26 protein-coding genes and 1 pseudogene are annotated in these 22,786 nt (G+C 59.9%); 11 read left to right on the top strand and 16 right to left on the bottom strand.

From position 1 onward, the window contains the following. Nucleotides 1-18: 18 nt before the first annotated feature. Together L6D81_RS13320 and L6D81_RS13325 are read left to right on the top strand one after the other, a co-directional pair. Nucleotides 19-564, top strand: a complete 546-nt coding sequence (locus tag L6D81_RS13320; RefSeq protein ID WP_064379538.1) for a gamma carbonic anhydrase family protein — start codon at nt 19-21, stop codon at nt 562-564. 28 nt (nt 565-592) lie between these two features. Further along, nucleotides 593-1,243 (top strand): HAD family hydrolase, encoded by a 651-nt coding sequence (locus L6D81_RS13325; RefSeq protein ID WP_236180069.1) that lies wholly within the window; start codon nt 593-595, stop codon nt 1,241-1,243. Between the two features lie 3 nt (nt 1,244-1,246). Here the strand turns inward: L6D81_RS13325 and L6D81_RS13330 are convergent, their stop codons facing one another. Continuing rightward, nucleotides 1,247-2,332 (bottom strand): aminopeptidase, encoded by a 1,086-nt coding sequence (locus tag L6D81_RS13330; RefSeq protein WP_236180071.1) that lies wholly within the window; start codon nt 2,330-2,332, stop codon nt 1,247-1,249. A 57-nt stretch (nt 2,333-2,389) separates the two neighbouring features. Between L6D81_RS13330 and L6D81_RS13335 the strand changes: the two genes are divergently transcribed. Together L6D81_RS13335 and L6D81_RS13340 are read left to right on the top strand one after the other, a co-directional pair. Next, complete coding sequence (locus L6D81_RS13335) at nt 2,390-2,812, top strand: PA0061/PA0062 family lipoprotein (RefSeq protein WP_236180073.1); 423 nt, start codon at nt 2,390-2,392, stop codon at nt 2,810-2,812. Nucleotides 2,813-2,852: 40 nt separating this feature from the next. Next, complete coding sequence (locus tag L6D81_RS13340) at nt 2,853-3,272, top strand: PA0061/PA0062 family lipoprotein (RefSeq protein ID WP_236180075.1); 420 nt, start codon at nt 2,853-2,855, stop codon at nt 3,270-3,272. 6 nt (nt 3,273-3,278) lie between these two features. Here the strand turns inward: L6D81_RS13340 and L6D81_RS13345 are convergent, their stop codons facing one another. Together L6D81_RS13345 and L6D81_RS13350 are read right to left on the bottom strand one after the other, a co-directional pair. Further along, nucleotides 3,279-3,518: a DUF1161 domain-containing protein gene (locus L6D81_RS13345; RefSeq protein ID WP_074689739.1), complete on the bottom strand. Its 240-nt coding sequence runs from the start codon at nt 3,516-3,518 to the stop codon at nt 3,279-3,281. A 103-nt stretch (nt 3,519-3,621) separates the two neighbouring features. Further along, on the bottom strand, nt 3,622-4,053 hold the full coding sequence (locus tag L6D81_RS13350; protein WP_011331817.1) for an OsmC family protein: 432 nt from the start codon (nt 4,051-4,053) through the stop codon (nt 3,622-3,624). A 243-nt stretch (nt 4,054-4,296) separates the two neighbouring features. On the opposite strand from L6D81_RS13350, the gene L6D81_RS13355 reads away from it, so the two are divergent. Further along, nucleotides 4,297-5,298 carry an LLM class flavin-dependent oxidoreductase gene (locus L6D81_RS13355; RefSeq protein WP_039764807.1) on the top strand — a complete coding sequence of 334 codons (1,002 nt, stop codon included), beginning with the start codon at nt 4,297-4,299 and terminating at the stop codon, nt 5,296-5,298. A gap of 60 nt (nt 5,299-5,358) precedes the next feature. Here the strand turns inward: L6D81_RS13355 and L6D81_RS13360 are convergent, their stop codons facing one another. Then, complete coding sequence (locus tag L6D81_RS13360; RefSeq protein WP_236180077.1) at nt 5,359-5,583, bottom strand: DUF1161 domain-containing protein; 225 nt, start codon at nt 5,581-5,583, stop codon at nt 5,359-5,361. Between the two features lie 128 nt (nt 5,584-5,711). After that, on the bottom strand, nt 5,712-5,927 hold the full coding sequence (locus L6D81_RS13365) for a dodecin (RefSeq protein ID WP_007953919.1): 216 nt from the start codon (nt 5,925-5,927) through the stop codon (nt 5,712-5,714). A 156-nt stretch (nt 5,928-6,083) separates the two neighbouring features. Here L6D81_RS13365 and L6D81_RS13370 point away from each other — a divergent pair, with 156 nt between their 5' ends. Next, nucleotides 6,084-6,410 carry an ElaB/YgaM/YqjD family protein gene (locus L6D81_RS13370; protein ID WP_236180079.1) on the top strand — a complete coding sequence of 109 codons (327 nt, stop codon included), beginning with the start codon at nt 6,084-6,086 and terminating at the stop codon, nt 6,408-6,410. Here the strand turns inward: L6D81_RS13370 and L6D81_RS13375 are convergent. Then, nucleotides 6,383-7,300: a LysR family transcriptional regulator gene (locus tag L6D81_RS13375; RefSeq protein ID WP_236180081.1), complete on the bottom strand. Its 918-nt coding sequence runs from the start codon at nt 7,298-7,300 to the stop codon at nt 6,383-6,385. The two genes, L6D81_RS13370 and L6D81_RS13375, sit on opposite strands and share 28 nt — an antisense overlap. A gap of 112 nt (nt 7,301-7,412) precedes the next feature. Between L6D81_RS13375 and trpB the strand changes: the two genes are divergently transcribed. From trpB to L6D81_RS13390, 3 genes and pseudogenes are all read left to right on the top strand, one after another. Continuing rightward, on the top strand, nt 7,413-8,660 hold the full coding sequence (gene trpB, locus L6D81_RS13380; protein ID WP_064379337.1) for a tryptophan synthase subunit beta: 1,248 nt from the start codon (nt 7,413-7,415) through the stop codon (nt 8,658-8,660). After that, nucleotides 8,660-9,472: a tryptophan synthase subunit alpha gene (trpA, locus tag L6D81_RS13385; RefSeq protein ID WP_236180083.1), complete on the top strand. Its 813-nt coding sequence runs from the start codon at nt 8,660-8,662 to the stop codon at nt 9,470-9,472. Before trpB ends, trpA begins: the two co-directional genes overlap by 1 nt. 29 nt (nt 9,473-9,501) lie before the next feature. Then, a pseudogene (locus L6D81_RS13390) lies at nt 9,502-9,642 on the top strand (RcnB family protein); the annotation flags it as partial. A 53-nt stretch (nt 9,643-9,695) separates the two neighbouring features. Here the strand turns inward: L6D81_RS13390 and L6D81_RS13395 are convergent. The 10 genes from L6D81_RS13395 to L6D81_RS13440 form a co-directional block, all read right to left on the bottom strand. Next, on the bottom strand, nt 9,696-11,657 hold the full coding sequence (locus L6D81_RS13395) for a DUF7844 domain-containing protein (protein WP_236180085.1): 1,962 nt from the start codon (nt 11,655-11,657) through the stop codon (nt 9,696-9,698). Continuing rightward, nucleotides 11,654-11,974 (bottom strand): DUF2388 domain-containing protein, encoded by a 321-nt coding sequence (locus L6D81_RS13400; RefSeq protein ID WP_007953910.1) that lies wholly within the window; start codon nt 11,972-11,974, stop codon nt 11,654-11,656. Before L6D81_RS13400 ends, L6D81_RS13395 begins: the two co-directional genes overlap by 4 nt. 27 nt (nt 11,975-12,001) lie before the next feature. Further along, the gene (locus L6D81_RS13405) at nt 12,002-12,310 is read right to left on the bottom strand and encodes a DUF2388 domain-containing protein (protein WP_236180086.1); all 309 of its coding nucleotides are present in this window, start codon (nt 12,308-12,310) and stop codon (nt 12,002-12,004) included. Nucleotides 12,311-12,417: 107 nt separating this feature from the next. Further along, nucleotides 12,418-12,735 carry a DUF2388 domain-containing protein gene (locus tag L6D81_RS13410; protein WP_236180088.1) on the bottom strand — a complete coding sequence of 106 codons (318 nt, stop codon included), beginning with the start codon at nt 12,733-12,735 and terminating at the stop codon, nt 12,418-12,420. Nucleotides 12,736-13,068: 333 nt separating this feature from the next. Continuing rightward, nucleotides 13,069-13,284 carry a DUF1127 domain-containing protein gene (locus tag L6D81_RS13415; RefSeq protein WP_011331828.1) on the bottom strand — a complete coding sequence of 72 codons (216 nt, stop codon included), beginning with the start codon at nt 13,282-13,284 and terminating at the stop codon, nt 13,069-13,071. A 321-nt stretch (nt 13,285-13,605) separates the two neighbouring features. Beyond that, complete coding sequence (locus tag L6D81_RS13420) at nt 13,606-15,099, bottom strand: acetyl-CoA hydrolase/transferase family protein (RefSeq protein ID WP_236180090.1); 1,494 nt, start codon at nt 15,097-15,099, stop codon at nt 13,606-13,608. Nucleotides 15,100-15,313: 214 nt separating this feature from the next. Continuing rightward, entirely contained in the window at nt 15,314-16,747 is a 1,434-nt protein-coding gene (locus L6D81_RS13425; RefSeq protein ID WP_085613551.1) for an NAD(P)(+) transhydrogenase (Re/Si-specific) subunit beta, read from the bottom strand. After that, nucleotides 16,747-17,067 carry an NAD(P) transhydrogenase subunit alpha part 2 gene (locus L6D81_RS13430; protein ID WP_003220416.1) on the bottom strand — a complete coding sequence of 107 codons (321 nt, stop codon included), beginning with the start codon at nt 17,065-17,067 and terminating at the stop codon, nt 16,747-16,749. Before L6D81_RS13430 ends, L6D81_RS13425 begins: the two co-directional genes overlap by 1 nt. Before the next feature lie 15 nt (nt 17,068-17,082). After that, the gene (locus L6D81_RS13435) at nt 17,083-18,204 is read right to left on the bottom strand and encodes a Re/Si-specific NAD(P)(+) transhydrogenase subunit alpha (RefSeq protein WP_011331831.1); all 1,122 of its coding nucleotides are present in this window, start codon (nt 18,202-18,204) and stop codon (nt 17,083-17,085) included. A gap of 434 nt (nt 18,205-18,638) precedes the next feature. Continuing rightward, the gene (locus L6D81_RS13440; protein WP_236180092.1) at nt 18,639-19,538 is read right to left on the bottom strand and encodes a LysR family transcriptional regulator; all 900 of its coding nucleotides are present in this window, start codon (nt 19,536-19,538) and stop codon (nt 18,639-18,641) included. Between the two features lie 158 nt (nt 19,539-19,696). On the opposite strand from L6D81_RS13440, the gene L6D81_RS13445 reads away from it, so the two are divergent. Both L6D81_RS13445 and L6D81_RS13450 read left to right on the top strand, forming a co-directional pair. Next, nucleotides 19,697-20,878, top strand: a complete 1,182-nt coding sequence (locus L6D81_RS13445; protein ID WP_064379316.1) for an acyl-CoA dehydrogenase — start codon at nt 19,697-19,699, stop codon at nt 20,876-20,878. 13 nt (nt 20,879-20,891) lie between these two features. Next, nucleotides 20,892-22,112, top strand: a complete 1,221-nt coding sequence (locus L6D81_RS13450) for a CaiB/BaiF CoA transferase family protein (protein WP_236180095.1) — start codon at nt 20,892-20,894, stop codon at nt 22,110-22,112. Nucleotides 22,113-22,786 lie beyond the last annotated feature (674 nt).

The following is a 22,786-nucleotide window of genomic DNA, read 5'->3' on the forward strand; positions in this document are numbered from 1 at the left end:
ACAGAGAGAGAACTAATCGTGTCCCTTCGCAAGTACCAGAATCACACCCCACGCCTGAGCCAAGGCGCTTTTGTCGACGGCTCGGCGGTGGTGATCGGCGACGTCGAAATCGGCGAAGACAGTTCCGTGTGGCCGCTGACCGTGATCCGCGGCGACATGCACCGCATCCGCATCGGTGCCCGCACCAGCGTGCAGGACGGCTGCGTGTTGCACATCACCCACGCCGGCCCGTTCAACCCGGACGGCTTCCCGCTGCTGATCGGCGATGACGTGACCATCGCTCACAAGGTCATGCTGCACGGCTGCACCGTCGGCAGCCGCGTGCTGATCGGCATGGGCAGCATCGTCATGGACGGCGCGGTGGTCGAGGACGACGTGATCATCGGCGCCGGCAGCCTGGTGCCGCCGGGCAAGCGCCTGGAAAGTGGCTTTCTGTACGTGGGCAGTCCGGTGAAACAGGTTCGCCCGCTGACCGACAAGGAAAACGCCTTTTTCACCTACAGCGCGGCGAACTACGTGAAGCTCAAGGACCTGCATCTGGCTGAAGGCTACGACCAACTCTGACTTTTCTCTCTACCGCCCGGGATTCTTCATGCATTACCAGACCGTACTGTTCGACCTCGACGGCACCCTCACCGATCCGCGCGAGGGCATCACCCGTTCCATCCAGTTCGCCTTGAGCAAACTCGGCATCGATGAGCCGGACCTGACCAAACTGGAACACTTCATCGGCCCGCCGCTGTTGCAGGCGTTCATGCAGTTTTATGGCTTCGACGAAGCCAAGGCCTGGGAAGCGGTGAATTTCTATCGCGAGCGCTTCAAGGTCACCGGCCTGTACGAGAATCGAGTGTTCGACGGTGTCACGCCGTTGCTGGAAACCCTGAGTGGCCAAGGCCGGCAGCTGTATATCGCGACGTCGAAACCATGGGTGTTCGCTCGGGAAATCGCCCGGCACTTTGATTTCGCCAGACACTTCAAGGTGATCTACGGCAGCGAACTGGATGGCACTCGCACCAACAAGGTCGAGTTGATTGCCCACTTGATGGCCGAGGAAGGGCTGGATCCGGCCAGCACGCTGATGATCGGTGACCGCAAGCATGATCTGATCGGTGCTCGCAGCAACGGTCTGGACGCGGCGGCAGTGGGTTACGGTTTCGGCAGCCATGAAGAACTGAGCGCTGAAGCGCCGGCGTATCACTTCGAGACGCTGGCGGAGTTGCATCAGGCGTTTGTGCAGCGCTGATCGTCAATCCGAGCGAGGGGCAGCCAGCTCGCGCAGGGCTGCCTTGCGCTTGTCCGCCGGCAATTTACCCAGCTGATCGACCCGCGCATAAAACTGCGGCCAATCTCCCTTCACCTGCCTGAACAACGCCGCAAACGTCGGCACCCACTGGTCATACAGCCCGAACGGCAGCAGCCGCGCGTTGTTCAACGGCGCATTGACCCAGGCGTCATAGCGTTTGTCTCCGGCCCACTGGCCATCGCGCATCGTTCGGTAGTCGTGTCGAAACCGTTCGAACTCCGCCGCCTTGCGCTCGCGCATCTGCGCCGTCGCCAGCGGTTGTGCATAGAGTTTTTCAAGACGTGAGCGGGTATCGAGGATCAACTGAATGAATTGATCCCGTTGCTTCAGTTTTGAATCGTTTTCCGGGGGCAAGCCACGAAACGCTCGCCACTGCCGCGTACCTTCCTGCTCGACAAAGGTCGCGAAGGACTCGTTGAACTCGGTGTCGTCCTTCACATAGAAACGCTGGTGAGCCAGTTCATGGAAGATCAGCGTTGCCAGACGCTCGTCGCCCCAGCCCATCATCGAGTTGAGGATCGGGTCATTGAACCAGCCCAGGGTCGAATAGGCCTCGACGCCGCCGATCGAAACGTCCATGCCTTGCAGGCGCTGAATCGCGGCTTCGCCCCGCGCCGCACTCTGACTGTAATAGCCGCGATAGGCCACGCAACCGGCAATCGGGAAGCAATGGTTCTGCGGGCTCAGGGAAAACTCCGGGGTGGCGAACACATTCCACACGACAAACGGCCGACCGATGTCGGCGTAGAGGCGATAGCTTTGGTTGTCCGGCAGGTGCAAATGTTCGCTGGCGAAGGCCCGGGCTTTTTGGGACTGGGCCAGGTGAGTGCGCAGTCTGGCGTCGCGGGTCGGATCGGCGATCACCTTGGCTACCGGCTCCCGCGCCTGCAATAGCTGCAACTGACCGCTGGCCAGCTGGCTGTAGTAGCTCAGGCTCGAGCAACCGTTGAGCAACAAAATCATCACACCCGGAAACAAAACCCGCAAAACGCGATCAAGTAACCCATGGCTTGGAAGCGGCCTGATCAAAATAAGAAATCCCCCGGAAAGTCTGTCCAAGACTATCCCGCCCATTGGAGCTCCGCTATGCGCATGTTGATACTGACAGGAAGCGTGCTGACGCTGGCCGGTTGTGCCGGATTCGGAATGCCGACCCCTGACCCCTCGCAGGCCTGGATCGATCTGGATGCCCGGCAACAGGACACGGCGCTGCAGGCGCTGGAAGTCGACGACAAGGCGGCCGTCGATCATCGTTACTTCCAAGTGCAGCCCGGCAGCCATGAACTGACGGTGCGTTATCAATTCCCGGTCGAAGCGACCAACATTGGCCCGGATGCCGAACCCTTGTGGCGCGATTGTCAGTTGAACGTGAAATTCAAGGATTTCAATGCTGGCCAGCGTTATCAGTTGCAGGCGGGAAGCATCGGTTTCCGCCCGTGGGCCAAGCTCTACGATCAACAACGCAACGTGGTGGGCCAGGGCACGCCGGCGGGCTGCCAGCGAACCTGATCGGCGTTATGCTGGATGTCCGAACTCACGGACATTCATCATGCGCACGTTGATGCTGTTGCTGGCCGCAGGCTTGCTCGCCGGTTGCCAGACACCCTTGCCCCCCGTTGATCCGAACATGGCCTGGGTCGAGTTCTCGACGCCGACCCCTGGCGGGAAACTGCTGATGGCCGAGCGTCTCGACAACCAGCGGCTGACTGATGGGCGTTTCTTTCAGGTCACGCCCGGCAGCCACGAGCTGCGGGTGCGCTTCGACTTTGAAGTGTTCGGCGGAGGCGGCAGCCTGATGACCGGCCCTGTGGAGCGCCTGTGCTATCTGACCATCCGTTACGATCACTTCGAAGCGGGGCAGCGTTACAGACTGGAAGGCCGCTCTCTGGCGTTTACCCCGAGTGCTCGCCTGTACAACGACAAGCGGGAAATCGTCGCCGAGGATCGCGAAGTCAACTGCATCATTTGATGCGCGTCAGCGGTCGTTCTTCTGATAAATGATGGCTTTGGTGCCGTTGTCGCAGGTGCCGACGATCATGGCGACGTCGTGTTTTTCAGCCTCCTCTTTGGACACTATCTCCAGGGTGTAGGAGGGCACGGCGTTCGCCTGAATCTTGATTTCGATCTCTTGCTTGAGTTCTTCGCAGTCTTTGGGCGCTGCGAAGGCCGACGTTGCCAGCACGCCACAGATAACCGCCAAGGCAAAACGTTTCATGGTTGAAGCTCCATCGAAGCAGCGCGCACGAAGATGCGCGAAAGCTGCTGTCATTTATTCGACCACATTTTTGCCTGGCGGGTTCTGATCCGGCTCAAGGCAGTCAGCTGACCAGCGATGCGTCGAGACTGATCTTCGCATTCAGCACCTTCGACACCGGGCAACCTTCCTTGGCCTTGTTGCTCAGCTCTTCGAACTGCGCCTGGGTCGCTCCCGGAATTTTTGCCTTGAGGATCAGTTTCACTGCGGTGATTGCAAAGCCGCCGTCCACCTGGTCCAGCGTGACCTCGGCCTGGGTGTCGATGCTGTCGGCCTTGAGCCCGGCGTCGCCGAGGATCATCGAAAACGCCATGGAGAAACAGCCCGCATGGGCGGCGCCGATCAGTTCTTCCGGATTGGTGCCCTTGCCGCCTTCGAAGCGGGCCTTGAAGCCGTAGGGGGCTTCACGCAGGACGCCGGTTTCGGTGGAAATCGAGCCGATGCCGGTTTTCAGGTCACCTTCCCAATGTGCGGATGCTTTCTTCACGATAGCCATGTGTGCCTCCTTCAAATCGGGCGCGAAACGCCGCGCCGTCGTGGTTTTTGCCTGCAAGGCTTCTGAGGATAGACGGCGGAACAAAGTTCAGCCCATGTGAATCGTTGACTTTTTTAGTAGGAAATTTCAGATCGGCTATTGAAACTCGGGTATATGCCCTCATTGCACAGAACACGCTTATGAATTGGGCAGGTTTACGTTCGCCAAGAACATACCTGCGCCCTCAATCGGAGATGCAGGTTTATGAAGCAACTGTCCGACGTAAAGTTTTCCACCCTCGATCTGGTGCCGGTGCGCGAGAACGGTAGCCCGGCGCAGTCACTGCGCAACTCGCTGGATCTGGCGCAGCATGTCGAGAAATTCGGCTACACCCGGTTCTGGGTCGCCGAGCACCACAACATGGATGGCATCGCCAGTTCCGCCACCTCGGTGTTGCTGGGCTACCTGGCCGGCGGCACGTCGACCATCCGGGTCGGCTCCGGCGGCGTGATGCTGCCCAACCATGCACCGCTGGTGATCGCCGAGCAGTTCGGCACCCTCGAAAGCCTGTATCCGGGACGCATCGACCTCGGTCTGGGCCGTGCGCCGGGTTCCGATCAGATGACCGCCCGCGCCTTGCGACGTGAGCGTTCCGGCAGTGCTGATGATTTCCCCGAAGACGTGGCTGAGCTGGCGCGCTTTCTCGGCCCGCGCACCCCGGATCAGCGGGTGATCGCGATGCCGGGCACCGGCACCAACGTGCCGATCTGGCTGCTTGGTTCCAGTCTGTTCAGTGCGCAACTGGCCGGCGAGCGCGGTTTGCCCTACGCCTTCGCCTCGCATTTCGCACCGCGTTTCATGCACGAGGCGATTCGCGTCTACCGTAATCACTTCAAGCCATCGGCAGTGCTCGACAAACCGTACGTAATGCTCGGTGTGCCGCTGGTGGCGGCCGACACCGATGAACAGGCCGACTACCTGGCGACGTCGGTGTATCAGCGAATCCTCGCGCTGATGCGTGGGCAAAGTCTGGTGCAGCGCCCGCCGGTGAAAACCATGGACGGTCTGTGGTTGCCCCACGAGCGTGAGGCCGTGGGTGATTTCCTCGGTCTGGCGATGGTCGGCAGCCCGCAGAAAATCCGCGCGAAACTCGAAGTGTTGATCGAACAGACCCAGGCGGATGAGCTGATCTTCACCTGCGACCTGTATGAACACGCCGACCGCCTGCATTCCTACGAACTGCTGGCGCAGGTGATGAAGGGCTGATCGCCGAAATCGTGCACAAAAAAGCCGACGCATGGCGTCGGCTTTTGTTTTTCCGGCTGATCAGCCGCGGGTGTAGACGATCTCTTTGGTGCCACCTTCGCAGGTACCGACGACGTTGCCGCCACTGGCCGCACCCTTGTCGACAATTTCCAGCGAATACCCGGAAACGCCCTTGGCATCCAGCTTGGCCGCAATCTCGGCCTTCAGTTCTTCACAGGGCTTGCCGGCAGCAAACGCACCACCCGCAAGGCTCAACAAACCTACTGCCAATATCAACTTCTTCATCGGTCGCACTCCCTGGTCGGATTAATTAAGGCGGGCATCGAGCCGTTCGCTCGATGCACTCACCTCGTAGCGCATTGCCATTCCTATGGCACTCGGCCAGCGCGCAAGTTCAGAAGCGTAGACCAAACTCAGCTGCTGGCAATCCGGAACCCGACTTTCAGGGTCACTTGAAAGTGGGCAGCCTTGCCGTCCTTGATGTGCCCGCGGGTTTCGGTCACTTCGAACCATTCCAGATGTTTGATGCTCTTGTTGGCCTCGGCCAGCGCATTGTTGATGGCGTCTTCGATACTGCTGGTGGACGAACCGACCAGCTCGACTTTCTTGTAGGTGTGATGGTCACTCATGGTGTTCTCCTTGAAGTGTGCAATTGAGCCTAGCAGCGATTTGCCGTGTTGATTTCGGCGATCCGGGCGAGAGGAAGTTCATATTTTCTGCACTTTCCAGAAACGCTGAAGTCCCAACCAACACACGCCACTCATCACCATTGCAGGAGAGCCACCATGGCCAACACCTCGTTACGCAAAGCCTCGTTGCAAAGCATGGAAGCGGAGATCGAGAGTCTGCTCAAGTCGTTGGAAAGCCTGAAGGACGACGCTTCGGACGAGTCGCGCAAGACCCTCAAGGCGCTCAAGAGCAACGCTGAAAGCGCGCTGAAACATTCGCGCAACCTGCTCAGCGATGCCTATGAAGAAGTCAAAGTCAAAACCCGCGAGACCGGGATCGCCACCCGCGATTACGCGCAGGAACATCCTTGGACGACCGCCGGTGTGGCGGTGGGCGCGCTGGGTCTGCTGGCCGCTTACTTGCTGTTCAAGCGCGGCGAATGATCCGCTTGGCGCAGCTCGTTCCTGAGCCACTGCGCCAGTTGCCGGGCGCGCCCGTCCGCGGCGCGCTTGGGTAGCCACAACGCCAGTTGCGCCGGGGTTTCACTGAAACCCCACGGCGCGACCAGGCGCCCGGCCCTCAAGTCTTCGGTCACCAGCGGTTCCGGCGCGATCGCCACGCCCAGTCCGGCGACAGCGGCTTCCAGCAAGTAATACAAATGCTCGAAACCTTGCCCCAGCTTTAACGCCTTGGCGTCGAGGCCGCTTTGCTGCGCCCAGCTCGGCCAGGCTTGCGGGCGTGAAGTCGTGTGCAACAAGGGCTCCTCGAGCAGGGCGCCGGGCGGTGCCGATTGCAGGCGCTGGTAGCCGCTGAACAGCGGGCTCATGACCGGGCCGATGCGCTCGCTGGCCAGCTCGTACACTTGCATGTCCGCCGGCCATGGCGGTTCGGCGAACAGCAGCAGCGCATCGAGCCCCGGGCGCCTTGGATCGAGATCGCCTTCCCCGGCCGACAGATGCAGGCGCAGATCCGGCAGGTCGGCATTCAGCCTTCCCAATCGCGGAATGAACCAGCGCGCCAGCAAACTACCGGAGCAACCGAGCACGAACGGCGCATCGGCGGTGCTTTGGGTCAGTTCGGCGCAAACGCTGCGCAAGCGGTCGAACGCTTCACCGCTGGCATCGCGCAGGCGGATGCCGGCATCTGTGAGTTTCAGGCCGCGACCGTCCTTGACGAAAAGACTGACACCTAGATGCTCTTCCAGCACCTTGAGCTGGCGACTGACCGCACCGTGGGTGACGTGCAGTTGCTCCGCAGCCTGGCTGACGCTGTTCAGGCGGGCGGTGGCTTCGAAGGCGCGCAGGGCGTTCAGCGGGGGAAGGTCATGGCTCATGATATCTGTGAGTTTTCCTGACAGGTTGTGGCGATCTTATCGGTTTTCAGCCTGGAAGGTCAGGGGTAGAGTGAACGCCATTGTCTTCTCGTGAAATCCGCTGGAGCGAACCATGACCCAGACTTCGAACACCTCCGATTTGCGTAACGGCCCTGACGCCAACGGCCTGTTTGGCTCGTTCGGCGGCCGTTACGTCGCCGAAACCCTGATGCCGTTGATCCTCGACCTGGCCCGCGAATACGAAGCGGCCAAGGAAGATCCGGCGTTCAAAGAGGAATTGGCCTACTTCCAGCGCGACTACGTCGGACGTCCGAGCCCGCTGTATTTCGCCGAGCGCCTGACCGAGTTCTGCGGCGGCGCCAAGATCTACCTCAAGCGCGAAGAGCTGAACCACACCGGCGCGCACAAGATCAACAACTGCATTGGCCAGATCCTGCTGGCCCGGCGCATGGGCAAGAAGCGCATCATCGCCGAGACCGGCGCCGGCATGCACGGCGTGGCCACCGCTACGGTGGCGGCTCGTTTCGGTCTGGACTGCGTGATTTACATGGGCACCACCGACATCGAGCGTCAGCAGGCCAACGTGTTCCGCATGAAGCTGCTGGGCGCCGAAGTGATCCCGGTGGTCGCCGGCACCGGCACCTTGAAAGATGCGATGAACGAAGCGCTGCGTGACTGGGTGACCAACGTCGACAGCACCTTCTACCTGATCGGTACCGTGGCTGGCCCGCACCCTTATCCTGCAATGGTCCGCGACTTCCAGGCCGTGATCGGCAAGGAAACCCGCGATCAACTGCAAGCTCAGGAAGGTCGTCTGCCGGACAGCCTGGTGGCGTGCATCGGCGGCGGTTCAAACGCCATGGGCCTGTTCCATCCGTTTCTCGATGACAAAAGCGTGGAAATCATCGGTGTCGAAGCCGCCGGTTATGGCATCGAGACCGGCAAGCACGCGGCCAGCCTCAACGGCGGTGTACCGGGTGTGTTGCACGGCAACCGCACCTTCCTGCTGCAGGACGACGATGGCCAGATCATCGACGCCCACTCGATTTCCGCCGGCCTCGACTATCCGGGCATCGGCCCTGAGCACGCCTGGTTGCATGACATCGGCCGCGTTCAGTACACCTCGGTGACCGACGACGAAGCTCTGGCCGCCTTCCACCAGTGCTGCCGTCTGGAAGGGATCATCCCGGCACTGGAAAGCGCCCATGCCCTGGCCGAAGTATTCAAACGCGCACCGAAACTGCCGAAGGATCACCTGATGGTGGTCAACCTGTCCGGTCGCGGCGACAAAGACATGCAGACCGTCATGCACCACATGGAACACTCTCAACAAGAGCAATCGAAGCAGGAGAAACACTGATGAGCCGCCTGCAAACCCGCTTTGCCGAACTCAAAGAACAGAACCGCGCCGCCCTCGTGACCTTTGTCACCGCTGGCGACCCGGACTACGACACTTCGCTGGCGATCCTCAAAGGCCTGCCGAAAGCCGGTGCCGACGTGATCGAACTGGGCATGCCGTTCACCGATCCGATGGCCGACGGCCCGGCGATTCAGCTGGCGAACATCCGTGCCCTCGGTGCCAAGCAGAACCTGGTCAAAACCCTGCAAATGGTCCGCGAGTTCCGCAAGGACAACAGTGAAACACCGTTGGTGCTGATGGGGTACTTCAACCCGATCCACAAGTTCGGCGTAGAACGCTTCATCGCCGAAGCCAAAGAGGCCGGCGTCGATGGCCTGATCGTGGTCGACATGCCACCGGAGCACAACGCGGAGCTGTGCGACCCGGCCCAGGCTGCGGGCATCGACTTCATTCGCCTGACCACCCCGACGACCGATGATGTGCGTCTGCCGAAAGTGTTGAACGGCAGCTCTGGCTTTGTTTACTACGTGTCGGTTGCCGGTGTGACCGGTGCCGGTGCGGCGACTCTGGAACACGTCGAGGAAGCGGTGGCGCGTCTGCGTCGTCATACCGATCTGCCGATCAGCATCGGTTTTGGTATCCGCACGCCGGAGCAGGCCGCGTCCATCGCGCGTCTGGCCGATGGCGTGGTGGTGGGCTCGGCGCTGATCGATCACATCGCCAACGCGACCACGCCGGATCAGGCCATCGACGGCGTGCTGAGCCTGTGCTCGGCGCTGTCCGAAGGCGTGCGTAAGGCTCGCGTCAGCTGAAGGTAAGGTTCCTGATACAGAGGAATCAGGGAGAGCGCCTGGATAACCGGGCCCTGAGTCGCCTGCCTTTTTATCCGGGTCTTGAATGGCGTCGCGTCGGCGGTGACATCGTGCTGATCGCGGTGGGCACCGGGGTCGTTTACGAAGTGCTGGATGGCGTTCTGTACTGATCCGTCAGGCAATAAAAAAGACCGCAGCCTTTAAAGGCTGCGGTCTTTTGTTTTCAGGGCAGTTCCAGCCCGCCGGAAGCTTTGTGCAGTTTGCGCAGATGCTCGCCGATCTGCTTCACGTTAGCCTCGTTGGCCGCCATCTCGGCAGCTCGTTTGGGCTCCAGCAGTGCGCGTACTTCCTTATCGAGATCGCCGGTCAGGGCCAGCAGCTGTTTCTGGCGCTGGCTGCTTTCCGCTTCCAGGCGGCTGAACTCGCTCGGTTGCGGCAGGCCATAACCTCGGGAATCCAGCAGTTCTGCGGGGCGGCTGAGGAAGCCGCTGTTGGCGAGGATCTGTTGCAAGGTCGCATTGGCCTTGTCCATGCCACCGTTTTCCAGCTCCCGGGCGCCGAGGTAGCGTTGCTTGACCTCATCCTGAGCCAGCAGCAGTTGGCGGCGGAAACTGGCCTGTTCCAATAGCAATAGCGCAGCGCTGGTTCGCAGGTCGGCCCGTTCGAACCAGGGGCGACGCTCTTCCGCGGACAGCGACAGCCATTCTTCAACGGTTGTCTGCTTGATCGGCAACTGTTTCTTCAAGACATCGAACATCGCCTGATAACGATCACGGAACGAGTCGAAACGATAACCCAGGCGCAGCGCTTCTTTCGGATCATCGAGCACGCTGGTGTCCGCCAGACCACGCCCCTTCAGCACTTCCAGCAAGCCGTTGGGCATGATGCTGTCGAGGCCGGTGAGCCGGGCATTGTTGCTGCCGCTGCGCAGCAGTTTCAGGCCTTCGACTGCACAGTTGTTGGAGAGGAAAAAGTAATTGCCGTCGTAGCTCCAGTGCATTTCGGCGGCGTGTTCGACCACGCCCTCGATTTCGCTGCGCGAGAGATTCAGCGGCACCGAGGCCAGGCTGCGCAGTTCGGTCTTGGTGTATTCGTCGATCACCTGCGCCAGCGGCAGCACGAACAGGCGCGACGGGTACTTGCCGACCAGACCGTCCCAGCTCGACAGCTGCACGTCACCGACGAAGGCGCGGTAGGACAACACCAGATGCTGATCCAGATCCAGTCGGCAGTCCGGCCCACGTGGCCGGCCCGGTGCGCAGATCACCAGACGCAGCATGCTGTGACCCCAACGGCTGACCCAGTTCTGGTTGGCTTCGGCCAGCAGGTAGTCCACCGCATACACGCGCTCCGGATCGACCTGGCCCAGGGGCTGTTTGGCAAAGTCGTTGCCGGCGTTGAGGAAGGCGAAGGTTTTGGCGCAGACATCCTTGGTCGGCGGTGCCCAGCCGAAGTGTTGCTGGTAATAGCGATACAGCGCCGGGCGACGGCAGGCGTAGCTCGGGTCGAGGAGGAAATACTCCATGTTGACCGCGACAAACTCCTTCGGGCTGGAGATTTCGTAGAGGTCGGGGCTGCGAGCGATCTGCCGGTTGTGCTGTTCCCGCTCACCCCGGCGCCCGACGTATTGTTGCCAGCCGGCGAGGTCGAGCAGGCGTGGATCATCGCTGAGGGTGAAGCGACGACCGTTCTGGCCTCGGCATTCGTCGGGAATGCCGATCAGCCCGGCGCTGCTGTTACGTCGGGTGCAGCGCTGGATCAGCGTGCGCTCGGCCGCCGGCCACAGGCGCGCGCGATCGTAAATATGGGTGATTTCGTGCAGCACTGTCGCCAGCAGTTCCCGGCGAACGGTGCCGTGGGGGCGATTGGTTTTTTCTGTCGCTGCACTGCCGTCAGTGAGGCTGGCCAGCAGTTTGCGGTTCAGGTCCAGCTCGGCGACGAGGGTTGCCTGACCATAGGCATTGCCGGGCATGTCGTCGGTCCAGCCGACATCGATACGCCGGTCCAGGCGTTCGATGAAGCTTGGCGGCAACGCCTGCATGGCTTCATCGAGCAGCGCCTGGCTGGCCTGTTGTTGAGCGGGGCTCAGACCGTCGGTCTTGAGCCGCAATTGCAAGCTGGCGTGGGCGCTGTTGCCAAGCAGCAACAACGCCCCGGCCAGCAGCCAGGCGCCGAGCGACTTCACAGTGCGAGGATGGCTTCGGCGAGTACCTGATCACTGGCGTCGCGGGCTTCCGGCACGCGCGTGCGCAAAGTATTGAAGGCCGCTTCCAGGTTTGCACCACGGATATCACCGTCGCTGGCCACGAAACTGGCAGCGTCGTCGTGGGCTTCGCGGATGATTTTCGAATCGCGAATCGACGTGGTGGTGTCGGAGGTGAAATCGATGGTGCGCTGGGAGGCGCGGACGATGATGTTACTGGTGGCTACCAGGGTGTGCGCCTGGGCCATATCGGCCAACAACAGCAGGCCAAGGGCGGCAGCAATCAGCGGGCTACGCATGGAACGACTCCGAAAGGACAGGGATGACTATTGGACGAGAATTGCCTCTGCCAGTTCAAGGTCGCTGACATGAAGTTTTGGCCGGCTCTTGCGCAGGTAATGCAGGGCGGACTCAAGCTGTGCACCGCGCATCCGGCCGTCACTGGCAACGAATGCCGCGGCATCGTCGTGCGCGGCGATGATCAGTTTACGGTCGAACGGCGCGGACGACACCATGCCGGTGGCCCAGACGCTGACTACGGTGTTTTGTGTGGACACATCGAAGGCGTCTGCCAAAGGAATCCAGCTGGCGGTAATCAGTACAGAGGGTATAAGCAGATTTGTAAGAAAACGCATGGGACTCGGCAACTGTTGGCGAGTCCCAAGGCTAGCGCAATGCCCGGACCAGAGCCAGCGCCGAAACATCGGGACACGAGCGGCGTGTCCCGCGATGCCCCTGTCGCTTAGAGCGTCAGAATGGCCTGGGCCAGCTGTGCGTCGGTCGCGTTCAGTTGCGGAGCCTGATGACGGATGTGATCCAGTGCGCTCTCCAGTTTCACACCACGGATTTCGCCTTCACTGGCAACGAAGCTGGCAGCGTCGTCACGGGCAGCGAGCACGATCTTGTCGTCACGGAAGGACGAGGTGACGTCGGAGGTGGCATCGGAAGAAGACTTGAGCGCGCCAACCACGGCGTCGGTGGTCACGATGAAGCTGGTGGCGCTGGCGTTGGCAGCTACGGCCAGCAGGGCGGCGGCGCTGAACAGACGAAGACGGGACATGGGAGAACTCCTGTGGATTAACCGTATTGAGAGGTGGCTCGGTGTCTGCAAGTCAGACGCCAGTCGCACAGCATTCGCCACGTTCTGCATGGAGCTTAGGCTTCCGTTGCGAATTCGCACAGTGGTCAGGATGCAGGCCTGAACATATTTTGCGTAACTGTACTTGTCGTTTATCTATTTATTATAAACTGTACCTGTTTGGTGTTTCAGGCTGGGTATTCAGGTTTCTCTGCCCTGAAACAACAAGACCCGTCGCGGTTTCCCGCGACGGGTCTTGTGTGTTCAATTCGGGTTGCTGGCGGTGGGTCTAGCGACCAGAGCCAGCGACGCTGCTTAGCGCCAGAACGGCTTGCTCAGCTCTTCGTAGCGTTGTGCTTCGCTGATACCGGCATCGGCCAGCAGACGCGAGTCCAGACGAGCCAATTGGTGGCGGCTGGAGATGCGGCGCTGCCACAACATCAGGTTGGCGATAACGCGCAGAGGCAGGGAAGCCTGGGTTTTTACAGCTTTGTCTTCGAAGAACAGTTCGGAACTGAGTGTACGTTCCATGGTTGACATCCTTCCGCTTGTGGCGGGATTAGGTAGTGGTTTAACTGGTGCCCATGATCCTCTCGTTTGGCCAGACTCTCTAGATACAGTTCACCTGTATTGTGAGTGACCAGTTAACTGTTTATAGAGGGTGTACGGGTCATAATTGCGCAAACTGTACCTGTCTGCGCTTATTTGGTGCATTTTTGCCCAGTTCAATGGGTGAGGTGGGTAAAAGCTGTAGGAAAAGACCAGTACAGCAGTACAGTTTTTGACGGTCACATTGGTTTTCAGAATCCCGCTGGCGAAACTGTGTTGGCACCAGCGGGAAATCTGTGCGGATTACACCGCCAGCATGCGACCGGTTTCTTCCAGATTGATGTGCCAGCTCAGGGCGTCACGCAGAATGTGCGGGGTGTGGCCGCCAATGGCACAGGCTTTGTCGAAGTAATCGTTCAGCGCAGGGCGGTAATCAGGGTGCACACAGTTATCGATGATGACTCGGGCGCGTTCCCGTGGCGCCAGCCCGCGCAGGTCGGCCAAGCCCACCTCGGTCACCAGGATATCGACGTCATGCTCGGTATGGTCGACGTGGCTGACCATCGGCACCACGCTGGAAATCGCGCCACCCTTTGCAACCGATTTGGTCACGAACACTGCCAGGTGGGCGTTGCGCGCGAAATCGCCAGAGCCGCCAATGCCGTTCATCATCCGCGTACCGCAGACATGGGTCGAGTTGACGTTGCCATAGATGTCGAACTCAAGGGCCGTGTTGATGCCGATGATGCCCAGGCGCCGCACCACTTCCGGATGGTTGGAGATTTCCTGCGGACGCAGTACCAGCTTGTCCTTGTACTTCTCCAGGTTGCCGAACACGTCGCTGTTGCGCCGCTCCGACAGGGTGATCGAGCTGCCGGAGGCGAAGCTCAGCTTGCCGGCGTCGATCAGGTCGAAGGTCGAATCCTGCAGCACTTCGGAGTACATGGTCAGGTCTTCGAACGGCGAATCGATCAGCCCGCACATCACCGCGTTGGCGATGTTGCCGATTCCGGCTTGCAACGGGCCGAGCTTGTTGGTCATGCGCCCGGCATCGACTTCCTGCTTGAGGAACGTGATCAGGTGATCGGCGATGGCTTGGGTGTCGACATCCGGTGACGACACGGTGGACGGCGAATCTGACTGTTGAGTGATGACGATGGCGACGATCTTCTCCGGCGGGATCGGGATCGCGGTGCTACCGATACGGTCGTCAACCTTTACCAGCGGGATCGGCGTGCGGCTCGGGCGGTAGGTCGGGATATAGATGTCGTGCAGACCTTCGAGGTTGGCGTTGTGCGCCAGGTTGATCTCGACGATCACGTGTTTGGCGAAGATCGCGAAGCTCGCCGAGTTGCCCACCGAGGTGGTTGGCACGATGTGGCCCTGTTCGGTGATGGCCACGGCTTCGATAACGGCAATGTCCGGCAGCTTCAGCTGCTGGTTGCGCAGTTGTTCGACGGTTTCCGACAGGTGCTGGTCGATGAACATCACTTCGCCGGCGTTGATTGCCTTGCGCAAGGTGCTGTCGACCTGAAACGGCATGCGCCGGGACAGCACGCCAGCCTCAGTCAGTTGCTTGTCGAGGTCGTTGCCCAGGCTGGCACCGGTCATCAGGCTGATCTTCAGCGGCGTGACCTTGGCTCGCTCGGCCAATGCGTGGGGAACGGCTTTGGCTTCGCCGGCGCGGGTGAAGCCGCTCATGCCGACGGTCATGCCGTCCTCAATCAGCGCAGCGGCGTCGGCGGCGCTCATCACTTTATCCAACAACGAAGGCAGGCGAATACGGTCACGGTACATGGATTATTTTCTCGGGCAGCGAGTAGCAGGATGCGCAGTCTAGTGAATTTCGCGAGCGCCTGTCCCGCTACCAAGGTCGCAAACGAGGCGTCTATTTAGCGGGTTTCAAGTAAAACACCGTTACTGGATCTGCAACAACGCGGCAAATTGTCCGACGTTTTGCACAAACAAAAACGCCCCGACAAGTCGGGGCGTTCGGTGTTGCCGGCGAGGGTTACTCGACCGCTTTGACCATGTCTTCGATGACTTTTTTCGCGTCGCCGAACACCATCATGGTCTTGTCCAGGTAGAACAGTTCGTTGTCCAGACCGGCATAGCCGCTGGCCATCGAGCGCTTGTTGACGATGATGGTCTTGGCCTTGAACGCTTCGAGGATCGGCATGCCGGCAATCGGCGATTTCGGATCGTTCTTGGCGGCCGGGTTCACCACGTCGTTGGCGCCGAGCACCAGCACCACGTCGGCCTGACCGAACTCGGAGTTGATGTCTTCCATCTCGAACACCTGGTCGTACGGCACTTCGGCCTCGGCCAGCAATACGTTCATGTGGCCAGGCATCCGACCGGCCACCGGGTGGATCGCGTACTTCACGGTGACGCCATGGTGGGTCAGCTTCTCGGTCAGCTCTTTCAATGCGTGCTGTGCACGGGCCACCGCCAGGCCGTAACCCGGCACGATGATCACGGTGTCGGCGTTGGTCAGCAGGAAAGTCGCGTCGTCAGCCGAACCGGATTTCACCGGACGGGCTTCCTTCTCACCGGCAGGACCGGCGTCTGCTGTATTGCCGAAACCGCCGAGCAGTACATTAAAGAAGGAACGGTTCATCGCCTTGCACATGATGTACGAGAGGATCGCACCGCTCGAACCCACCAGGGAGCCGGCAATGATCAGCATCGAGTTGTTCAGCGAGAAGCCGATACCCGCCGCCGCCCAGCCGGAATAGCTGTTAAGCATCGACACCACCACCGGCATGTCGGCGCCTCCGATCGGGATGATGATCAGCACGCCCATGACGAACGCCAAGGCCAGCATCAGTGCGAACGCAGCGAGGTTGCCGGTCAGCATGAAGGTGACGCCGAGGATCAGCGTCGCCAGACCCAGTACCGCGTTCAGCTTGTGCTGACCGCTGAACTGTACCGGTGCACCCTGGAACAGACGGAACTTGTACTTGCCCGACAGCTTGCCGAACGCGATCACCGAACCGGAGAAGGTGATGGCACCGATGGCTGCGCCGAGGAACAGCTCCAGACGGTTACCCGCCGGGATCGAGTCGCCCAGTTGCTTGACGATGCCCAGCGACTGCGGCTCGACCACTGCCGCAATGGCGATGAACACCGCTGCCAGACCGATCATGCTGTGCATGAACGCGACCAGTTCCGGCATCTTGGTCATTTCAACGCGCTTGGCCATGATCGAACCGGCGGTGCCGCCGATCAGCAGGCCGACGATCACGTAACCGATGCCCGCCGTCGCAAGCTCAGCGCCCAGCTTATAGATGAGGCCGACAGTGGTGATGATTGCCAACGCCATGCCGAGCATGCCGAACAAGTTGCCGCGGCGCGACGTGGTCGGGTGCGACAGGCCTTTGAGGGCCTGGATGAAGCAGATCGACGCGATCAGGTAGAGCGTCGTGACGAGGTTCATGCTCATTACTTAGGCGCCTCTTCTTTTGCTTTCGGGGCTTTCTTCTTGAACATCTCAAGCATGCGGCGGGTGACCAGGAAGCCACCGAACACGTTGACCGCGGCCAGCGCCACGGCGAGGGTGCCCATGGTCTTGCCCAGCGGGGTGACGGTCAGTGCAGCCGCGAGCATGGCGCCGACGATCACGATCGCCGAAATGGCGTTGGTCACCGCCATCAGCGGCGTGTGCAGCGCGGGTGTAACGTTCCAGACCACGTGGTAACCGACATAAATCGCCAGCACGAAGATGATCAGGTTGTAGATACCGGGGGAGATAAGCTCTTCCATCGTCTGAATCCCTGCTTAGGCGTTTTTGCGGATGACTTGGCCGTCGCGGCACATCAGGCACGCGGCGACGATGTCGTCTTCGAGGTTCACTTCGAACTGGCCTTCTTTGGTGAATACCAGCTTCAGGAAGTCCAGCAGGTTGCGTGCGTACAGCGCCGAGGCGTCTGCGGCGACTTCACCGGCGAGGTTGGTCGGGCCGACGATGGTCACGCCGTTCTCGATCACGACCTGATCGGCCACGGTCAGCGGGCAGTTGCCACCCTGGGCTGCAGCGAGGTCGATGACCACCGAGCCGGGTTTCATCTGCGCCACAGTGTCCGCGCTCAACAGCGTCGGTGCCTTGCGACCCGGGATCAGTGCGGTGGTGATGACAATGTCAGCCTGCTTGGCGCGCTCGTGCACGGCCTGGGCCTGACGCTGCATCCAGCTCGCCGGCATCGGGCGTGCGTAACCGCCGACGCCGACCGCGCATTCGCGTTCTTCATCGGTCTCGTAAGGCACGTCGACGAACTTGGCGCCGAGGGACTCGATCTGTTCCTTCACCGCCGGACGTACGTCGGACGCTTCGATGACGGCACCCAGACGTTTCGCCGTGGCAATCGCCTGCAACCCGGCTACACCGGCCCCCAGAATCAGCACGCGCGCCGCCTTCACGGTGCCCGCAGCGGTCATCAGCATCGGCATGAAGCGCGGATAATAGTGAGCAGCCAGCAGCACGGCCTTATAGCCGGCAATGTTCGCCTGGGACGACAGCACGTCGAGGCTCTGGGCCCGAGAGGTCCGTGGCGCCGCTTCCAGGGCGAACGCGGTGATCCCGCACTCGGCCATCTTCGCGATGGTGTCGTTGTTGAACGGGTTGAGCATGCCCACCAGCACCGTTCCGCGCTTGATCAGCGTCAGTTCGGCATCGCTTGGCGCGACCACTTTGAGAATCAGCTCGGCGCCAAATGCGTCATTGGCACTGCCAATGGTCGCGCCTGCCGCTTCATAGGCACTGTCGACAACGCTGGCTTTAACGCCGGCGCCGGTTTGCACAGTGACCTTATGACCTTGGCTGATCAGCTTTTTAATGGTTTCCGGGGTTGCAGCAACCCGTGTTTCACCGGTCTGGGTTTCGAGAGGAACACCAATGTGCACGTCAAATCTCCTGCGTGATCTTATTGAGTAAACCCATGCACTGCGGATGGTGCGACTGGGGCGGCCGATCAGCACGATCCCGCCAAATCAGGGCGGGGCGCGGCATTTTGCAGGCGAAGTTTATGCCCTTCAAGGGATTATGACGGGTGACGGAAAATTAACTACAAGTCATCCCGTGACCGAATGTCGCAGATGGCCAGTTGAATCCCTTGCAGGCCGTGCCTTTCAAGGAGTCTGGATGAATTTGAAGAAATTTCTCATCGGTGGCGTGAATAGGCCGCAATGAGTCGCGAATGAGGGCGCAAAGCCGCGCCGGCAGGCGCTTGTGGGACGTCTGTACGACTTTCGGATACAGTCTGTCTATTTGCGACAAATAGTTATATCTGTAGGGCTTTGATTTTCCTGACTACGGGGTTAGTAATCGCTGAAGCCCTTTAGCCTTCTAGGTTGTAGCTGTGTGCCTGGTTCACCAGCCAGTCGCGAAAAGCCTTGAGTGACGCGGATTCGACCTTTCGCTCTGGAATCATCAGGTAATACGCCTTGATGCTGGAGAGCGCGTTCGGGTTGGCAATCACCAAGCGTTTCTCGGCCAGTTCGCGCTGAATCAGGAAGGGTGGGATCAGCGCGATGCCCATGTCGTGCATGGCCGCCTGGGCCAGCATGGAGAATAGCTCGTAGCGCGGACCTGTCATGTCGCGGGGGATGTTCAGGTGTTGCGAGTTGAACCACTGTCGCCAGGCGTAGGGGCGGGTGGTTTGCTGGAGCAGCGGCAGATCGGCGATTTCATCGGGTGTCAGATTCGTCTTGTTGCCGAGCAGGACGGGACTGCATACCGGCATCGGATTCTCGCCCATCAGCCTGTGGGATTCGGTACCGGACCAGTCGGCATCGCCAAAGTAGATGGCGGCATCGAATTCGGTGTCGGCAAACAGGAACGGGCGGGTGCGGTTGGTCAGGTTGACCGTCACTTCCGGATGTTTGAGCTGGAAGTCCTTCAGTCTTGGCAACAGCCATTGCGTGCCGAACGTGGGCACCACGGCGAGCTCAATCACATTGGTGCCTTGCTGGCCCATCACCGACAGGGTGTCGCGCTCAACGGCGTCGAGTTGCGTGGCGACCCGACGACTGTAGGAAAGGCCCGCTTCCGTCAGCTTCACTCCGCGACGCGAGCGTCGGAACAGTTCGACGCTGAGGAAGTCCTCGAGGCTGGCGATCTGTCGACAAATGGCGCCCTGTGTGAGGGAAAGTTCTTCGGCGGCCTTGGTAAAGCTCTCGTGTCGAGCGGCGGCTTCGAAGCTGATCAGGGCGGTGGTGCTGGGTATCTTGCGGCGCATGTACGTCAACCTCACTAATACATTGCTTAATCGGCATTTCGCGACGTTTCGGAGTGAGAAATTAGCACAACAGGATGCGAAAACCTCGTTTGCCGGGATGACGAAGCGGGCCTAGGATCAATGCCACGTTAATTCACCCGATTTGCGAGGACTCACTCATGGGCGGCAAAGCTAGCTTCAACTGGATCGATCCCCTGCTGCTGGATCAACAGCTGACTGAAGAAGAACGCATGATCCGCGACACTGCCGAGCAATTCGCCCAGCAGAGCCTCGCGCCGCGCGTTCTCGAAGCCTTCCGCCATGAGAAGACCGATCCGGCGATCTTCCGTGAAATGGGTGAGGTCGGCCTGTTGGGCGCGACCATCCCCGAGCAGTACGGTGGCAGCGGCCTCAACTACGTCAGCTATGGCCTGATTGCCCGTGAAGTCGAGCGTGTCGACTCTGGCTACCGTTCGATGATGAGCGTGCAGTCTTCGCTGGTGATGGTGCCGATCAACGAATTCGGTACCGAAGCACAGAAGCAGAAGTATTTGCCGAAGCTGGCTTCCGGCGAGTGGATTGGCTGCTTCGGTCTGACCGAGCCGAACCACGGTTCCGACCCGGGCGCGATGATTACGCGTGCACGCAAAGTGGAAGGCGGCTACAGCCTGACCGGCGCCAAGATGTGGATCACCAATAGCCCGATCGCCGATGTGTTTGTGGTCTGGGCCAAGGACGATGCCGGCGACATTCGTGGCTTCGTTCTGGAGAAGGGCTGGAAAGGCCTGAGCGCACCGGCCATTCACGGCAAGGTCGGCCTGCGGGCTTCGATCACCGGTGAAATCGTCATGGACAACGTGTTCGTGCCGGAAGAGAACATCTTCCCGGACGTGCGCGGTCTGAAAGGTCCGTTCACCTGCCTCAACTCTGCGCGTTACGGCATCTCCTGGGGTGCGCTGGGCGCCGCCGAGTTCTGCTGGCACACCGCTCGCCAGTACACCTTGGATCGTCAACAGTTCGGTCGTCCGCTGGCCGCTACTCAGTTGATCCAGAAGAAGCTGGCTGACATGCAGACCGAGATCACTCTGGCGCTGCAAGGCTGCCTGCGTCTGGGTCGCATGAAGGACGAGGGCACCGCTGCGGTTGAAATCACTTCGATCATGAAGCGTAACTCTTGCGGCAAGTCTCTCGAGATCGCCCGCATGGCGCGTGACATGTTGGGCGGCAACGGGATCTCCGATGAATTCGGTGTGGCCCGTCACCTGGTCAACCTGGAAGTCGTGAATACCTATGAAGGTACCCATGACGTTCACGCGCTGATCCTCGGTCGTGCGCAGACCGGCCTGCAGGCGTTCTATTAACAGGAGAGCGACCATGGGCGCGCTGTCGCATCTGCGGGTACTGGATTTATCGCGAGTGCTGGCCGGCCCGTGGTCTGGTCAGATTCTGGCCGACCTTGGGGCGGAAGTGATCAAGGTCGAGCGCCCGGGCAATGGTGACGACACTCGCGCCTGGGGGCCGCCTTTCCTGAAAGACGCTTACGGCGAGAACACCAGCGAAGCGGCTTACTACCTGTCGGCCAATCGCAATAAGCAATCGGTGACGATCGACTTCACTCGCCCCGAGGGGCAGAAGCTGGTTCGGGAGCTGGCAGCCAAATCCGATATCCTGATCGAAAACTTCAAGGTGGGTGGTCTGGCGGCTTATGGCCTGGATTACGAGTCGCTGAAGGCGATCAATCCGGATCTGATCTATTGCTCGATCACAGGTTTCGGACAAACCGGGCCGTATGCCAAGCGTGCGGGTTATGACTTCATGATTCAGGGTCTCGGTGGGCTGATGAGTCTGACCGGGCGACCTGAAGGTGATGAGGGCGCCGGCCCGGTGAAAGTGGGCGTGGCGCTTACGGATATCCTGACGGGGTTGTATTCGACCGTGGCGATCCTGGCAGCGCTGGCTCATCGTGATCACGATGGCGGTGGGCAGCATATCGATATGGCGCTGCTGGATGTGCAGGTGGCATGCCTGGCCAATCAGGCGATGAACTATCTGACGACGGGCGCTGCGCCAAAGCGGCTGGGGAATGCGCATCCGAACATCGTGCCATATCAGGATTTTCCTACGGCAGACGGTGACTTCATTCTCACGGTGGGTAATGACGGACAGTTTCGCAAGTTTGCCGAAGTGGCGGGTCAGCCGCAGTGGGCTGACGATCCGCGATTCGCGACGAATAAGCTGCGGGTGGCGAACCGGGCTGTGCTGATTCCGCTGATCCGCCAGGCGACGGTTTTCAAGACCACCGCGGAGTGGGTGAGTCAGCTGGAGCAGGCTGGTGTGCCGTGTGGGCCGATCAATGATCTGTCGCAGGTGTTTGAGGATCCACAGGTGAAGTCTCGTGGTTTGGCGATCGAGCTGCCGCATGCGCTCGCGGGAATGGTGCCGCAGGTGGCCAGCCCGATTCGGTTATCGCGGACTCCTGTCGAGTATCGGCTTGCGCCTCCTTTGCTGGGTGAGCATACGCTTGAGGTTCTGCAGCGTGTGTTGGGCTTGGGGGCGGGGGCAGTGGCTGCGATGAAAGAGGATGGAGTGCTCTGATTGTTCTCTCTATATATAGAGGGAGCGTTGATCCTTTCTTCTATATAGACAGAATCGGGTGTTTTTCAGCCTATCTGCAACTTATTGAAAGAAAAGCGAAATTAATGGTTGACGGCAGATTCTGAGTCTCTATAATTCGCCCCACTTCCGGCGCAGTCGAAACGGAAAACTCCTTGAGATTCAATGAGTTAAGTAGGTTTCGAAGTGGAGTGCTTCAGTTTATCGAAGCCTGGAAGCAGTTGGAAATGCCGGATTGTTACGGCGCTTTCAACGGTTCGATCTTCTCGGTCGAAAGCGGAGAAAAAGAGGTGTTGACAGCAGCGTGTGACGCTGTAGAATTCGCCTCCCGCTAACGAGAGATCGGAAGCGCAAGTGGTTGAAGTTGTTGAAGAAATCTTCGAAAACTTCTGAAAATAATCACTTGACAGCAAATGAGGCTGCTGTAGAATGCGCGCCTCGGTTGAGACGAAAGATCTTAACCAACCGCTCTTTAACAACTGAATCAAGCAATTCGTGTGGGTGCTTGTGGAGTCAGACTGATAGTCAGCAAGATTATCAGCATCACAAGTTACTCCGCGAGAAATCAAAGATGTAACCAACGATTGCTGAGCCAAGTTTAGGGTTTTCTCAAAACCCAAAGATGTTTGAACTGAAGAGTTTGATCATGGCTCAGA

Origin of the sequence: Pseudomonas sputi (assembly GCF_021603585.1) — a bacterium.
GTDB classification, from domain to species: domain Bacteria; phylum Pseudomonadota; class Gammaproteobacteria; order Pseudomonadales; family Pseudomonadaceae; genus Aquipseudomonas; species Aquipseudomonas sputi.